Raw genomic sequence first — 13,966 nt, forward strand, 5'->3', positions numbered from 1 at the left:
GGAAAGTGCCGGACGTTAAATCAGGGCGCAACGCCCCTCTCACTCAATGCAGGACGCGTGGCGCCTCTTCCTGCTCGATTTCCCCTTCCGACATCCGCCCCGCCATCTGAACACCCACATTGAACATCGCTTTGGCGATTTCCACATGCTGCCCTTGCAGGAATGCTTTCGCGTCGTCGGAGAAATCCAGCGTTACCAGCACCCCTTCGTCATCGGCGCGACGCAACACGATGCTGCCATCGGGGAGCTCGACGATTTCAAGAAATGAGGTTGGCATAGGACTGGCTCTCTCGTGAAAGGCCGGCATTGTAGCAGCCACCGACTTGACCGCCAGCCCTCACCTTCGAGATCCACGGACTGGCATTCGATCGCGGATGCACCGGACCTTCACCGCGCAGTAGCATGGCCCGTCGGGGCTTGTGCAGCCCAGCCATGCGGACCCAACCCCTATGACGTCGCGGACCTACTTGCTCACCGCTCTGGCCATGCTTGCCTTCGCCGGTAACTCATTGCTGTGCCGCGCCGCGCTGCGGGACAGCACAATCGATCCGGCCACGTTCACGGCGTTACGCCTGTTCGCTGGCGCCGGTGTGCTCTGGTTAATCGTGCGTATGCGAGCGAAGACAACCGCGCCCGCCGGGAGCTGGCGCGGCGCGCTCGCCCTGTTCGCGTACGCCGCTGCGTTTTCCTATGCCTACGTCCAGCTCGACGCCGGCGCTGGGGCATTACTGCTATTCGGAGCAGTCCAGCTCAGCATGATCGGGTGGGGCCTATTGTCCGGCGAACGCCTAGTGGCCATGCAGATCGGCGGCATGCTTCTGGCTGCCGCCGGCGTGGTCGCGCTCCTGCTTCCGGGTGCAAGCGCGCCCCCGTTGGTAGCTTCGCTGCTGATGGTTGTATCAGGCGTCGCGTGGGGGGCGTACTCGCTAATGGGCAAAGGAAGGCCGAACCCGCTGGCAACCACAGCGGGCAATTTCGCGCGCGGGACGCCTATCGCGGCAGCTTTGTGCGTGGCCGCGATGGCGCGGCTAGACTGGGATTCGACCGGCGCGCTGTATGCCTTAGCGTCCGGCGCCCTGACGTCGGGGATCGGCTACGCGATCTGGTATGCCGCACTACCGGGACTCAGCGCCGTTCAGGGTGCCAGTGTCCAGTTGAGCGTACCGCTGATCACAGCCCTCGCTGGAAGCCTGTTGTTGGGTGAAAGCCTTACCGGGCGCATCGTGCTCGCCGGCTTGGCCATTCTCGGGGGCATCGCGCTCGTGCTTCTTCCACGGCAGCGAACCCGAGGCGTTACCACTCGGTAAGCGCCTCACGAAAACGCAGCGCCAGTGCCTTGAGGTCTTGCCGCCAGGTTTCGACCTGCTCGCGAGACAACGCCGGGCGTTCTTCGCCAATGCTCACCGCTTCGATGATCGGCAGGCTTGGGTCTGTCTTGGCCTTTGCGGGTGCGCGCGGTGGCTCGAACAATCCAGCATGCGCTTTGAGCAATTGCGCAAGCCAGGTTTCGTCGTTCGCCGTGAGCTCCATGAGTTCGCTGAACTCCGGGCTGGGGCTGGCCTGGCCAATCAGCATCGCCTCGACACGGGGTTCGCCGGCGTTGGGCAGGCGGTAGTAACCGGCGACCTCATGGCACAAGCCAAGCACGGCGCCATACAGGTGGAATAAGCTCGCCTCCCGCTCGGCCTGGATCAGGCCGGGCGCATTCAGCCCGCTCTTTTCCTCGGCGCGTCGCCAGCTTTCAAGGGACAAACCGGCAAAGTAGATTTTCTGGTTGGTCCGCGTATAGAGCTCGTGCGCCATGGCGGTGGTCTCCACTGAGTTGAGGTTGAGCCGGAGCACCTATGTGGCGGCCGGCCCAAGTGGATGTTACTTCGGAGTGCTCTTGTCTTCGACCTTCCACTTGCCGCCATCGAAGAATGCCTTCCAGCCGGTCGGCTTTCCGTTGACCTCCGATTGCACGTATTGCTCTTTGGTCTTGCGGCTGAAGCGAATGACTGCGGGGCGCCCCTCCGGGTCTTGCTGCGGCGCATCGAGCAAGAAATGGTATTTCGGATCGATCTCGTCGCGGTGAGAAATGAGCTCCTTGACCAACGGTGCACGGGTTTCGCGATTCTTCGGGAACTGGCTCGCCGCCAGGAACAGGCCGGACGCGCCATCGCGCAGGACGTACGTGTCATCCACCTTCTCGCACTTGAGCTCCGGCATTTTCACTGCATTCATCTTCGGCGGCGCCGCCTCGCCATTGCGTAGCAGCTTGCGCGTGTTCTTGCATTCGGCGTTGGTGCAACCGAAGAACTTGCCGAAGCGCCCAGTCTTGAGCTGCATTTCGCTACCGCATTTGTCGCATTCGAGGCTTGGGCCTTCGTAGCCCTTGATCCGGTACTGACCTTCTTCGATTTCGTAACCAGTACAGTCGGGATTGTTGCCACAAATATGCAGCTTGTGCGTCTCGTCTAACAAATAAGCATCCATCGCGGTGCTGCAGATCGGGCAACGATGCTTGCCCAGCAGCACGCGGGACTCGGACTCGCCTTCGTCATCCGCGGCGATCTCGTCACCCGGAACCAGATTGACGGTCGACTTGCAGCGCTCCTTGGGAGGCAGGCTGTAGCCCGAGCAACCCAGGAATACGCCGGTCGAAGCCGTACGGATCATCATCGGCCGGCCACAAACTTTGCAGGGAATGTCGGTCAGCGTCGGCTGGTTGGCGCGCATACCGTTCTCGCTGCCCTCGGCAAGCTCAAGCTTGTTGCGGAAGTCACCGTAAAACTCATCGAGTACGTGCTTCCACTCACGCTCGCCCTGGGCCACGTCGTCGAGGTGCTCTTCCATGCCGGCAGTGAAGCCGTAGTCCATCAGGTTATTGAAACTCTCGGAGAGCCGCTCGGTGACGATGTCGCCCATCTTCTCGGAATAGAAGCGGCGGTTGTGCAGCGAGACGTAGCCGCGGTCCTGGATGGTCGAGATGATCGCCGCATAGGTCGACGGCCGGCCGATGCCGCGCTTTTCCATTTCCTTGACCAGGCTGGCCTCGGAGTAACGCGCCGGCGGCTTGGTGAAGTGCTGGCTCGGGTCGAGCTTGACCAGCTTCATCCCGTCGCCCTTGTTCATTTCCGGCAGTACATCGTCCTCACCGCTCTTGCTCTGCTGCGGCATCACCTTGGTATACCCGTCGAACTTGAGGATGCGCCCCTTTGCACGCAATTCGAAGTTGCCGGCTGTCACAGTCACGCTGGTGGACAGGTATTGAGCCGGCGGCATCTGGCAGGCCACGAATTGGCGCCAGATCAGGTCATAGAGGCGCTCCGCGTCGCGCTCCATGCCAGACAGCTGGTTCGGCCGAAGGTTGACGTCCGAAGGGCGGATGGCTTCGTGGGCCTCTTGTGCACCCTCCTTGCTGGAATAGAAGTTGGGCTTCTCCGGCAGGTACTTGTCGCCGAACTCGCCTTCGATAAAGCCACGGACCATGGTCAATGCATCGGCGGACAGGTTGGTCGAGTCGGTACGCATATAGGTGATGTAGCCCGCTTCGTAGAGTCGCTGCGCCATCATCATGGTTTTCTTCACGCCGAAACCGAGGCGATTGCTCGCCGCCTGTTGCAGCGTCGAGGTGATGAAAGGTGCCGAGGGCTTGCTGCTGGTCGGCTTGTCCTCGCGCTTGGCCACGCTGTAGCTGGCGCCCTTGAGCTGCTCCAGCGCTGCCATGGCATGGCTCTCATTCAGCGGCTTGAAAGCCTCGCCGTTCTCACGCGCCACCTCGAAGCGAACCTTGGCGTCGCTAGAGGTTGCAAGATCGGCATGAACTTCCCAGTACTCCTCCGGCACGAAGGCGCGGATCTCGCGCTCGCGTTCGACGACCAGCTTTACGGCGACGGACTGCACGCGGCCGGCAGACAAGCCGCGGGCGATCTTGGCCCACAGCAGCGGGGAGACCATGTAGCCAACCACACGGTCAAGAAAGCGCCGCGCCTGCTGCGCATTGACACGGTTGATGTCCAGGTCGCCCGGCTGAGCGAAGGCCTCCTGGATGGCCTTCTTGGTAATTTCGTTGAACACCACGCGCTTGTATCGGCTGTCATCGCCGCCTATCGATTCGCGTAGGTGCCAGGCGATGGCCTCCCCCTCTCTATCCAAGTCGGTCGCGAGATAGATGGTGTCGGCTTCCTTGGCCAGCCTACGCAGTTCGTCAATGACCTTTTCTTTGCCAGGGAGAATTTCGTAGCGAGCCTTCCAGCCATGCTCAGGATCGACGCCCATCCGCGCGACCAACTGGCGCTTGGCCTTCTCCTTCGGTGACAAAGCAGGTGCCTCGGCGGCGGCTTTGCCCCGCTTGGCCGGCTCGCGAACGGCCGAGCCGCTGGTGGGAAGGTCGCGGATGTGGCCGATACTCGACTTCACCACGTACTGGTTGCCCAAATACTTGTTGATTGTCTTGGCCTTGGCCGGTGATTCCACGATGACCAGCGATTTACCCATGGAGAGGAAGGTTCCTGAATCTAGAGATGGCTTTAAGAGTGGATCGGCGGCGCAGCACACCACAGATCGGTACCGCAGAAAGAAGCGAAGCAGGCCAGTCCAGCGCTGCGGTGAGGCAACGAAATGCCTCGGAAATCTTCCATACCCACTGCGAAATCCCTTGGCAGCGCCGCTGCCCGGTGGGTCTTTTTACCAATCCCGGCAGCGCACGGCGATGCACGCTCTGCTGGAAAAGCACCGCTATATATAGTGGCGACGGACGCAAGGTCAAGCACGAGGGTTAAGCCCAGGCTCATCCATGGCCTTCAAAAGCGGCTGGGTTCCGCCTCGATCAAGGCGAAGCGCGGCAGCGTCTCACCATCGACATCGACCGTTTCGACGAACATCGACAGGGGCCGTACCCATAGCCCGAAATCGCCATAGAGCGCCTGGTAGAACACCACGGGCTCCTCCGTTTCGGAATGGGTGGCAACCGCGTAGACCCGGTATTCCGGGCCTTTGTAATGGCGGTAACGGCCAGGCGTTACTTGCATCTGAATTCTCCGTCCGAGCACTGCTTGAAAAACAAAACCGGGGCGCGTGGCCCCGGTCTTCGCGTTCCCGACAGCTTAGACGCGTTCGAACACCGTGGTGATACCTTGGCCCAGCCCGATGCACATCGTGGCCACGCCGAGGGTACCGCCCTTCTGCTTCATCACGTTCAACAGGGTGCCGGAGATACGTGCTCCCGAGCAACCGAACGGATGGCCCAGCGCGATGGCGCCGCCGTGCAGGTTGACCTTCTGCTCCATCTTGTCGAGCAGCTTCAGGTCCTTCAGCACAGGCAGGGCCTGGGCGGCGAAAGCCTCGTTGAGCTCGACGAAGTCGATGTCGTCCATGGTCAGACCGGCACGCTTGAGCGCCTTCTGCGTCGCCGGTACCGGGCCGTAGCCCATGATGGCCGGGTCGACACCTGCCAGGGCCATGGAGCGGATCACGGCCATCGGCTGGATGCCCAGATCCTGCGCGCGTTGCGCCGACATGACGATCATGCACGAGGCACCATCGGTAATCTGCGAGGAGGTACCCGCAGTGACGGTGCCACCCTTCGGATTGAAGGCAGGCTTGAGCGCGGCCAGGCTCTCGAGTGTGGTTTCCGGACGAATGGTTTCATCGTAGTCGAAGACCTTGAGGAAGCCGTTCTCGTCGTAGCCTTCCATCGGGATGATTTCATCCTTGAACATGCCATCGACGGTTGCCTGATGCGCCAGGCGATGCGAACGCTCACCGAAGGCATCCTGCTGTTCGCGAGTGATGCCGTGCATCTTGCCCAGCATCTCGGCGGTCAGCCCCATCATGCCGGACGCCTTGGCGGCATACAGCGACAGCTGCGGGTTCGGATCGACACCGTGCATCATGCCAACGTGGCCCATGTGCTCGACCCCACCGACGACGAAGACATCACCGTTGCCGGTCATGATCGCCTGGGCGGCCGTGTGCAGCGCGCTCATCGACGAGCCACACAGGCGGCTGACGGTTTGCGCGGCGCTGGTGTGGGGAATGCGGGTCAGCAGCGAGGCCATGCGGGCAATGTTCCAGCCCTGCTCCAGGGTCTGGTTGACGCAGCCCCAGATCACGTCTTCCACTTCGGCCGGGTCGACCTTGGGGTTACGTGCCAGCAAGCCATCGATCAGGTGCGCGGACATGGTCTCGGCGCGGGTGTTGCGGTGCATGCCGCCCTTGGAACGACCCATCGGGGTACGGCCGAAGTCGACAATGACGACGTCTCTCGGGTTAAGGCTCATATTCTTTCCTCGATTAACCGTAGAAGCGCTGGCCGTTGGCAGCCATCTCACGCAGCTTCGCGGTCGGGTGGTACAGCGGGCCCAGGTCGGCATACTTGTCGGCCATCGCGACGAATTCGGCGACGCCGATCGAATCGATGTAGCGCAACGCACCACCACGGAAGGGTGGGAAGCCGATGCCGTAGATCAAACCCATGTCGGCTTCGGCAGCTGTTTCGACGATGTTGTCTTCCAGGCACCGAACGGTTTCCAGGCACAGCGGGATCATCATGTAGTTGATGATGTCCTCGTCGGACAGCTCGCGGGTCTCGCTGACGATTGGCTTGAGCAGCTCATAGGCCTGGGGATCGACCACCTTCTTCGGCTTGCCCTTCTTGTCCATCTCGTAGGCGTAGAAGCCCTTGCCGTTCTTCTGACCGAGGCGGTTGGCCTCATACATGACGTCAACAGCGGTCTTGCTGTCATCCTTCATGCGGTCCGGGAAGCCTTCGGCCATCACGTCACGGCCGTGGTGGCCGGTGTCCATGCCGACAACGTCCATCAGGTACGCCGGGCCCATGGGCCAGCCGAACTTCTCCATCACCTTGTCGGCGCGAACGAAGTCGACGCCATGGGCGATGGCGCGAGCGAAGCCGCCGAAGTACGGGAACAGTACGCGGTTGACCAGGAAGCCTGGGCAATCGTTGACCACGACCGGGCTCTTGCCCATCTTCTTGGCGTAGGCGACGGTGGTGGCGATAGCGGTTTCGCTGGTCTTCTCACCACGAATGACTTCCACCAGCGGCATCATGTGCACCGGGTTGAAGAAGTGCATGCCGCAGAAGTTTTCCGGCCGCTTGAGCGCCTGAGCCAGGTAGCTGATGGAGATGGTGGAGGTGTTGGAAGCGATGATCGCGTCTTCGCGAACGTGGCCTTCCACTTCGGCCAGCACGGCGTGCTTGACCTTCGGGTTCTCGACCACGGCTTCGACGACGATGTCGACGTTGCCGAAATCACCGTAGGACATGGTCGGGCGGATCGCGTTAAGCGCCTGAGCCATCTTGTCAGCGGTCAGACGGCCTTTCTCGACACGCTTGCCGAGCAGCTTGGAGGCCTCGTCCAGCCCCATCTGGATACCCTCTTCGCGGATATCCTTCATCAGGATCGGCGTGCCCTTGACAGCCGACTGGTAGGCGATACCGCCACCCATGATGCCAGCGCCCAGTACCGCAGCCAGTTTCACGTCGCGGGCCTGCTTGTCGTAGGCCTTGGCCTTCTTCTTCAGTTCCTGATCGCTGAGGAACAGACCGACCAGGCTCTGCGCAACCGAGGTCTTGGCCAGTTTGACGAAGCCTGCAGCCTCGACTTCGATGGCCTTGTCGCGGCCGAAGTTGGCAGCTTTCTGGATGGTCTTGATCGCCTCGACCGGGGCCGGGTAGTTCGGACCCGCCTGACCGGCAACGAAGCCCTTGGAGGTTTCGAAGGCCATCATCTGCTCGATGGCGTTGAGCTTGAGCTTGTCCAGCTTGGGCTGACGCTTGGCCTTGTAATCCAGCTCACCGGAGATGGCGCGCTTGATCAGGTCCAGAGCAGCGTCCTGCAGCTTCTCAGGGGCGACCACGGCATCGACCGCACGCACCTTTAGGGCGTCTTCAGCGCGGTTTTCCTTGCCCGAGGCAATCCACTCGACAGCGTTGTCCACACCGATCAGGCGCGGCAGACGAACGGTGCCGCCGAAGCCCGGGTAGATGCCCAGTTTGACTTCAGGCAGACCCACCTTGGCGTTGGTCGACATGACGCGATAGTCGGCCGCCATGCACATTTCGAAACCACCGCCCAGGGCTATGCCGTTGATCGCGGCGACCGTGGGTACGCCGAGGTCCTCGAAATCGCTGAAGATCTTGTTCGCTTCGAGATTACCGGCGACCAGCTCTTCGTCCGGCAGCTTGAAGTTGTCGACGAACTCGGTGATGTCGGCGCCGACGATGAATACGTCCTTGCCGCTGGTGACGATGACGCCCTTGACCGAGGTATCCGCCTTGATGGCATCGACGGCCTGGCGCAGATCATTGAGAGTGAGGCGGTTGAACTTGTTGACGGACTCACCCTTGAGGTCGAAATTCAATTCGACGATGCCGCTCTCAAGAGCCTTAACCGTGATGGCTTTACCTTCGTAAATCATCAACTGATCTCCACGGTATGGAAGCTGAACGTTACGTGTCGCACGTCTGCGGCCTTGAACCGCCACCGGGCCGCGGAAGCGACCCAGAGAAACGACACCCACCGACACGATAATCCGGGCAGACGGCGCTTGCAGGGCAAACGCTCGATTCATACGCCCGTTTGATTTGGGTGAGCACACCTTCATGGAAAAGCGAGCCATTGTCAATCGGCGCCAACAGCCCGCCGACTCGGCTCACGGCCAATCAGTCCGATAAGACTAGCCGACGCCCAACGCGTGCGATTCGAACCGGCGGATCAGCATCCATCAATCATCATTCATATGCGTGATGCCCGCTTCGCCACGCACTGGAACCCCGCCTGCGGCTGGTCGTCACAAATTCACGACGCGCCGAGTACACTGCGCGCTTTACGTTCACGGCCGCGCCTCCACGCGCAGGCATCTCCAGGAGTTTCGAATGTCCGCCCCCATTGCCCGTGCCGACCAGGGCTCCGACCCTTACAAGTGGCTGGAAAGCCGCGACGCGCCGGATGTGCTCGATTACCTCAAGGCCGAAAACGCCTACCTTGACGAGCAGTTGGCTGGCGAGGCCGAGCTGCGTGAAAAGCTGTTTCAGGAAATCAAAGGCCGCATCCGCGAGACCGACCTGTCCCTGCCGTCGCCTTGGGGACCGTGGCTGTACTACCAGCGCACCACCGCTGGCGACGAATACCCGCGCCACTACCGCTGCGCCCGCCCACTCGATGGCTCACTGACCGTCGACGAGCAGAGCGAGCAGCTTCTACTCGACCCTAACGAATTGGCCGCCGGTGGCTTTCTTTCGCTGGGTGCGTTCAGCATCAGCCAGGACCACGGCAAACTCGCCTACAGCCTCGACCGCGAGGGCGATGAGATTTATCGCCTGTATGTCAAAGACCTGGCCAGCGGCGAGGTCAGTGAACTGCCTTTTGATGACTGCGACGGCAGCATGACCTGGGCGAATGACAGCCAGACCCTGTTCTATGGACAGCTCGACGAAACCCACCGCCCACACAAGATCTTTCGCCACCGTCTTGGCGAGCCGGGCAGCCATGAAACCTTCCACGACCCGGACGGCCGCTACTTCGTCCACTGCTACCGGGCCAGTTCCGAACGCCAGCTGATCATCCTTGCCAACAGCAAGACGACCAGCGAAGCCTGGGTGTTATCAGCGGACTACCCTGAGGGCGAGTGGGTCTGCCTGGCACCGCGCGAAGAGGATCACGAGTATTTCCCCGATCATGGGCTGCTCGATGGGCAGCCCTGCTGGCTGATCCGCAGTAACCAGGCCGGCATCAATTTCGCGCTGTACCAAGCGCCTGAATCCAGTCCGCAGCGCCAACATTGGCAGGTGCTCGTTCCCCACAACGACACGGTCATGCTGGAAGACATCAGCCTGAACGCAACGGCGCTTACGCTGAGCCTGCGCGAAGGCGGGCTGCCCATCATTGAGGTTCGCCCGCAAGCCGCGCCGCCCTATCGCCTACAGTTGCCTGACGCGGCCTACAGCCTGCACGTGCACAACACCCTGGAGTTCCATAGCCCGGTCATTCGCGTGCGCTACGAAGCGCTCAATCGCCCGGCACAGATTCGTCAGCTCACGCTAGGTAGCGGCGAACAGCAGGTGCTCAAGGAGACGCCAGTTGAAGGGCCCTTCGATGCAGAGGCTTACGAAAGCCGGCGCATATGGGCCACTGCGGCCGACGGAACCCGCGTCCCGATCAGCCTGGTTGGACGCCGCGACGCCTTTACCTCGGCCGCCCCACTCTACCTCTATGGCTATGGCGCCTACGGCCATAGCCTGGACCCGTGGTTCTCGCATGCGCGCCTCTCGCTACTCGACCGCGGCTTCGTGTTTGCAATCGCTCACGTACGCGGCGGCGGCGATCTTGGCGAAGCCTGGTACCGCGCGGGTAAGCTGGAGTACAAGACCAACACGTTTACAGACTTCATTGCCTGTGCCGAACAACTGATCGCCGACGGGCTAACCACGTCGTCACAACTTGCCATCAGCGGTGGCAGCGCGGGCGGCCTGCTGATCGGCGCGGTCCTTAACTTGAAACCGTCGCTATTCGGCGCGGCGATCGCCGAGGTGCCCTTCGTCGACGTTCTCAACACCATGCTCAACCCGGACCTGCCGCTGACGGTCACCGAGTACGACGAGTGGGGTGATCCGAACCAGCCTGACGTCCACGCGCGCATCAAGGCGTATGCGCCCTACGAGAACATCACGGCCCAGGTCTATCCGCCGGTGCTCGCAGTTGCCGGCTACAACGACAGCCGTGTGCAGTACTGGGAAGCGGCCAAGTGGGTCGCCAGGTTGCGTGCCACCCGCACCAACGAGAGCCTGCTGTTGCTCAAGACCGAGTTCGGCGCCGGGCACGGCGGCATGAGCGGCCGCTACCAAGCGTTGAAGGACGTAGCCCTGGAATATGCGTTCCTGCTCAAGGTTTTCGATCTAACCCAGGCGTAAGCCGGAATGGCCGCAGGTCGGACCGGCTTACGCCTGACGTAAGCGTTGCGGAACGGGCTGGCGGCCTGGAGGGTCATCTGATTCACACCACAACGGAGTGAAGGACCATGAACCTCGGATCCAACAAACACACCCCACAGAACGTCCAGGGCTGGGAGCGCGCCGCCTCCATCGCCGGAGGGCTGTTCTTTCTTGGCAAGGGCCTTAGCCGCGGCGGCCTGGGGGGCATCCTGCAGGTTGCGATGGGCGGTATGGCGCTAGCCCGCGGATTTACCGGCCACTGCGAAGCCAAGCGGGTGCTCTGCGAACTCGAGGAACACACACGACTCGCAGAGGGGCGCTCCCACAGCATGCCGCTGCACCGTCATGAATCGGACCAGCAGCAGCTCGAACGTAACGCGCGCGCCGCGACGGAAACCGCGACAGTGACCGGAAACGAATCGCTGCGTAATCCGCCGACGGGTGTCTGACCCAGCAGCTACAGCTGTCTGGGCACCACGAGCAAGCCAGCACGCTCACCCACCGCTACATCCGCCAGCGGAAACAGGATGCGCTCATCTGTGCCTTCGGCGACCCACCGGTGAGTGCCGTCTTCGGCAAGCAGCATGCCCGCAGGCAATGGTGTGAAATTTTGAATGTCTGCGGGCAGGCGCAGGACGAACGCCTCGCTGCGTTTGATGATTTCCCGAGCCAGACGAAACCCTTGCGGCTTCTTTAAAGGCAGATCGGGCGACCGCGGGCGTGCCTCGATCCAACCTTGCACCGTTGCCAAGAGTTGAGGCAGGCAAGCAGGCCAGCCGCCTCCAGGCGCCTCGGCGACTTCCACCGTATAGGCGTCGGCATCGTGGCGGGTGGCGGTATGGGCACTGAACGTGGCTGACGGCCGCTCCTGAACGAGAACGGCATCAACTGCGGCATCACCCAGCCGCCATAGGCTCGCTTCAGATACCGTTCGCCCGGCGACCCAGGGGCATACGGCAAATTGGGGTAGGCATGACGGGCGCATGGCCGAATGCAGGTCGTAGTGCCAACGCGCTCTTCCGGGCACTTGGAAAAATGCCGCGACCAGCCGCTCCAGCAAGGCTACACGCTCAGCTTCCCAGCCGGTTTGACCGGCATGAGCGCCACAGAACAGCCGGTTCAGGTCCTGCCCGATACGGCGCACACCCGCGCGCATCGCCGGAGGGTTGCACAGCAGCAGCAACAGGCGCGCCCGGGGACGAATCTCCCCTCGCCCGATCCGCTGCAGCAATTGATCGAGTAGTTTGACCGGTACCACCTCGCAACCATGCACCCCGGCCGACAGCACCAGGTCCAGGCCTGCGTCATCAGCCGCGACGGGCGTCAGCTCGAGCGAGCCTTCGGCCAGCCAGCGAACCCGCGCGCCGGCAGGCGTAAACACTTCCCGCTCAGCCGGCTCGCTACCGGCGAGGGTCAACGGCAGGAGGTCGGCGAGCAGGGACACGGATGTCAATGATCGTGATTGCAGTCAGGGCCGTGGACATGATCGTCGCCGCCCGCCTCGACCGGCTCCATTTCCAGCTCAAGGCTGACCAGGTTGGTTGCCAGCGGGCGCAGCAGCAGGTTTGCGTACTCGGTGTCGCCGTCCTCGACATCCACGCCGATCATCAACTGGTTGTTGCCAACCTGCTGAATCCACACCTCGCGGCCCTGCCACATCACGGCAAAGCGGGTGCAGGAGGTTTCCAGCTGGGTTCCATCAACATCTTCCAGGATCAGTTGCAGGCTATCGCTCATGACATCTCGTCTCGTTGGAGGTATAGGAAGGGCGCCTCTGGCGCCCCGGAGTACTCAGGCCTGCGCCAGCTTGGCGGCTGCGCGTTCGAAGCGGGCCAAGCCCTCAGCAATGTCGGCCTCCTCGATCACCAGGCTGGGCGCCAGTCGGATCACATCAGGGCCGGCTTGCAGGATCATCAGCGCTTCCTTCTCGGCCGCATCGAATATCTCGCGTGCGCGCCCTTTCCAGGTCTCGTTCAGCACACACCCGATCAGCAATCCCATGCCGCGCACCTGATCGAACAAGCCATGGCGCTGGCCGATGTCGAGCAATCCGCGCTTGAAGCGCTCGTGGCGCGCCTTGACGCCCGATAGCACCTCCGGCGTGTTGACGATATCGACTACCGCTTCAGCCACGGCGCAGGCCAACGGGTTACCTCCGTAGGTGGTGCCATGCGTGCCCACGCTGAAGTGCTTGGCCACTTCATTCGTGGTCAGCATCAGACCAATGGGGAAACCGCCACCGAGGCTTTTGGCATTGGTGAGGATGTCCGGCGTCACACCGTAATTCATGTAGGCATAGAGCTCGCCGGTGCGGCCCATGCCGGTCTGAACTTCGTCGAAGATCAACAGCGCGTTGTACTTGTCGCAGAGCGCCCGTGCGCCGTCCAGGTAGGCCTGCTCGGCGGGCAGCACACCGCTTTCGCCCTGGATCGGTTCCAGCACCACTGCACAGGTCTTGTCCGAGATAGCAGCTTCCAGCGCAGCCAGGTCGTTATACGGCACGTGGCTGATGCCTTGGATTTTCGGGCCAAAGCCATCGGAGTATTTGGGCTGGCCACCCACTGTCACCGTGAATAGCGTACGCCCGTGGAAGCTGTTGACTGCCGAGATGATCTCGAATTTCTCGGCCCCATGACGATCGTGCGCGTACCGGCGGGCCAGCTTGAATGCCGCCTCGTTCGCCTCAGCGCCGGAATTGCAGAAAAAGGCACGGTCGGCGAAGGTCGCGGCGACAAGCTTCTTGGCCAGGCGCAGCGCCGGCTCGTTGGTGAAGATGTTGGAGATGTGCCACAGCTTTCCGGCCTGCTCGGTCAGGGCTGCCATCAAGGCCGGATGGGCGTGGCCAAGCACGTTCACGGCAATGCCACCGGTGAAGTCGATCAGCTCGCGTCCACTCTGGTCCCACACGCGGGAGCCCTCGCCTCGGACCGGGATAAACGCAGCCGGCGCGAAGGTGGGAACAATGACCTGGTCGAAATCGGCACGATCTACCGGGATATGCGGGGCGGACATCAGGACTCTCCTGCGATG

At 62.0% G+C, this 13,966-nt stretch carries 12 protein-coding genes; 3 read left to right on the forward strand and 9 right to left on the reverse strand.

Annotated elements, in window-relative coordinates; all coding sequences use genetic code 11:
* Positions 1-43: 43 nt before the first annotated feature.
* Positions 44-277, reverse strand: coding sequence for a hypothetical protein (locus KXR72_RS03860; protein ID WP_437419780.1), 234 nt, complete (start codon positions 275-277; stop codon positions 44-46).
* Positions 278-449: 172 nt separating this feature from the next.
* Here KXR72_RS03860 and KXR72_RS03865 point away from each other — a divergent pair, with 172 nt between their 5' ends.
* Positions 450-1,307, forward strand: a complete 858-nt coding sequence (locus KXR72_RS03865; protein ID WP_437419781.1) for a DMT family transporter — start codon at positions 450-452, stop codon at positions 1,305-1,307.
* Here the strand turns inward: KXR72_RS03865 and KXR72_RS03870 are convergent.
* The 5 genes from KXR72_RS03870 to fadB form a co-directional block, all read right to left on the reverse strand.
* A complete protein-coding gene (locus KXR72_RS03870) occupies positions 1,294-1,803 on the reverse strand; it encodes a DUF6586 family protein (protein WP_437419782.1) in 510 nt (169 codons plus the stop codon). The genes KXR72_RS03865 and KXR72_RS03870 overlap by 14 nt on opposite strands.
* A 66-nt stretch (positions 1,804-1,869) precedes the next feature.
* Positions 1,870-4,479 (reverse strand): type I DNA topoisomerase, encoded by a 2,610-nt coding sequence (gene topA / locus KXR72_RS03875; protein ID WP_437419783.1) that lies wholly within the window; start codon positions 4,477-4,479, stop codon positions 1,870-1,872.
* Between the two features lie 305 nt (positions 4,480-4,784).
* Positions 4,785-5,012 (reverse strand): DUF1653 domain-containing protein, encoded by a 228-nt coding sequence (locus tag KXR72_RS03880; protein ID WP_437419784.1) that lies wholly within the window; start codon positions 5,010-5,012, stop codon positions 4,785-4,787.
* A 75-nt stretch (positions 5,013-5,087) separates the two neighbouring features.
* Positions 5,088-6,263: an acetyl-CoA C-acyltransferase FadA gene (fadA, locus tag KXR72_RS03885; protein ID WP_437419785.1), complete on the reverse strand. Its 1,176-nt coding sequence runs from the start codon at positions 6,261-6,263 to the stop codon at positions 5,088-5,090.
* Positions 6,264-6,276: 13 nt separating this feature from the next.
* On the reverse strand, positions 6,277-8,424 hold the full coding sequence (gene fadB, locus KXR72_RS03890; protein WP_437419786.1) for a fatty acid oxidation complex subunit alpha FadB: 2,148 nt from the start codon (positions 8,422-8,424) through the stop codon (positions 6,277-6,279).
* 457 nt (positions 8,425-8,881) lie between these two features.
* On the opposite strand from fadB, the gene KXR72_RS03895 reads away from it, so the two are divergent.
* On the forward strand, positions 8,882-10,915 hold the full coding sequence (locus tag KXR72_RS03895) for a S9 family peptidase (RefSeq protein WP_437419787.1): 2,034 nt from the start codon (positions 8,882-8,884) through the stop codon (positions 10,913-10,915).
* Positions 10,916-11,022: 107 nt separating this feature from the next.
* Entirely contained in the window at positions 11,023-11,385 is a 363-nt protein-coding gene (locus KXR72_RS03900; RefSeq protein WP_437419788.1) for a YgaP family membrane protein, read from the forward strand.
* An 8-nt stretch (positions 11,386-11,393) separates the two neighbouring features.
* Here the strand turns inward: KXR72_RS03900 and KXR72_RS03905 are convergent, their stop codons facing one another.
* Genes KXR72_RS03905 through KXR72_RS03915 form a run of 3 tightly spaced genes read right to left on the reverse strand, consistent with a single transcriptional unit; the run spans position 11,394 to position 13,948 of the window.
* Positions 11,394-12,380 carry a succinylglutamate desuccinylase gene (locus KXR72_RS03905; RefSeq protein WP_437419789.1) on the reverse strand — a complete coding sequence of 329 codons (987 nt, stop codon included), beginning with the start codon at positions 12,378-12,380 and terminating at the stop codon, positions 11,394-11,396.
* 5 nt (positions 12,381-12,385) lie between these two features.
* Entirely contained in the window at positions 12,386-12,673 is a 288-nt protein-coding gene (locus KXR72_RS03910) for a topoisomerase II (RefSeq protein ID WP_437419790.1), read from the reverse strand.
* Between the two features lie 54 nt (positions 12,674-12,727).
* Positions 12,728-13,948 carry an aspartate aminotransferase family protein gene (locus KXR72_RS03915; RefSeq protein WP_437419791.1) on the reverse strand — a complete coding sequence of 407 codons (1,221 nt, stop codon included), beginning with the start codon at positions 13,946-13,948 and terminating at the stop codon, positions 12,728-12,730.
* Positions 13,949-13,966: the final 18 nt, after the last annotated feature.

This window comes from Stutzerimonas chloritidismutans, from assembly GCF_051486945.1.
Classification (GTDB): Bacteria; Pseudomonadota; Gammaproteobacteria; order Pseudomonadales; family Pseudomonadaceae; genus Stutzerimonas; species Stutzerimonas chloritidismutans_B.

Bases quoted from the DNA above. Each gene is read 5' to 3' on its own strand.
- KXR72_RS03860 (WP_437419780.1), bottom strand. From the start codon at position 277: ATGCCAACCTCATTTCTTGAAATCGTCGAGCTCCCCGATGGCAGCATC.
- KXR72_RS03865 (WP_437419781.1), top strand. From the start codon at position 450: ATGACGTCGCGGACCTACTTGCTCACCGCTCTGGCCATGCTTGCCTTC.
- KXR72_RS03870 (WP_437419782.1), bottom strand. From the start codon at position 1,803: ATGGCGCACGAGCTCTATACGCGGACCAACCAGAAAATCTACTTTGCC.
- topA (WP_437419783.1), bottom strand. From the start codon at position 4,479: ATGGGTAAATCGCTGGTCATCGTGGAATCACCGGCCAAGGCCAAGACA.
- KXR72_RS03880 (WP_437419784.1), bottom strand. From the start codon at position 5,012: ATGCAAGTAACGCCTGGCCGTTACCGCCATTACAAAGGCCCGGAATAC.
- fadA (WP_437419785.1), bottom strand. From the start codon at position 6,263: ATGAGCCTTAACCCGAGAGACGTCGTCATTGTCGACTTCGGCCGTACC.
- fadB (WP_437419786.1), bottom strand. From the start codon at position 8,424: ATGATTTACGAAGGTAAAGCCATCACGGTTAAGGCTCTTGAGAGCGGC.
- KXR72_RS03895 (WP_437419787.1), top strand. From the start codon at position 8,882: ATGTCCGCCCCCATTGCCCGTGCCGACCAGGGCTCCGACCCTTACAAG.
- KXR72_RS03900 (WP_437419788.1), top strand. From the start codon at position 11,023: ATGAACCTCGGATCCAACAAACACACCCCACAGAACGTCCAGGGCTGG.
- KXR72_RS03910 (WP_437419790.1), bottom strand. From the start codon at position 12,673: ATGAGCGATAGCCTGCAACTGATCCTGGAAGATGTTGATGGAACCCAG.
- KXR72_RS03915 (WP_437419791.1), bottom strand. From the start codon at position 13,948: ATGTCCGCCCCGCATATCCCGGTAGATCGTGCCGATTTCGACCAGGTC.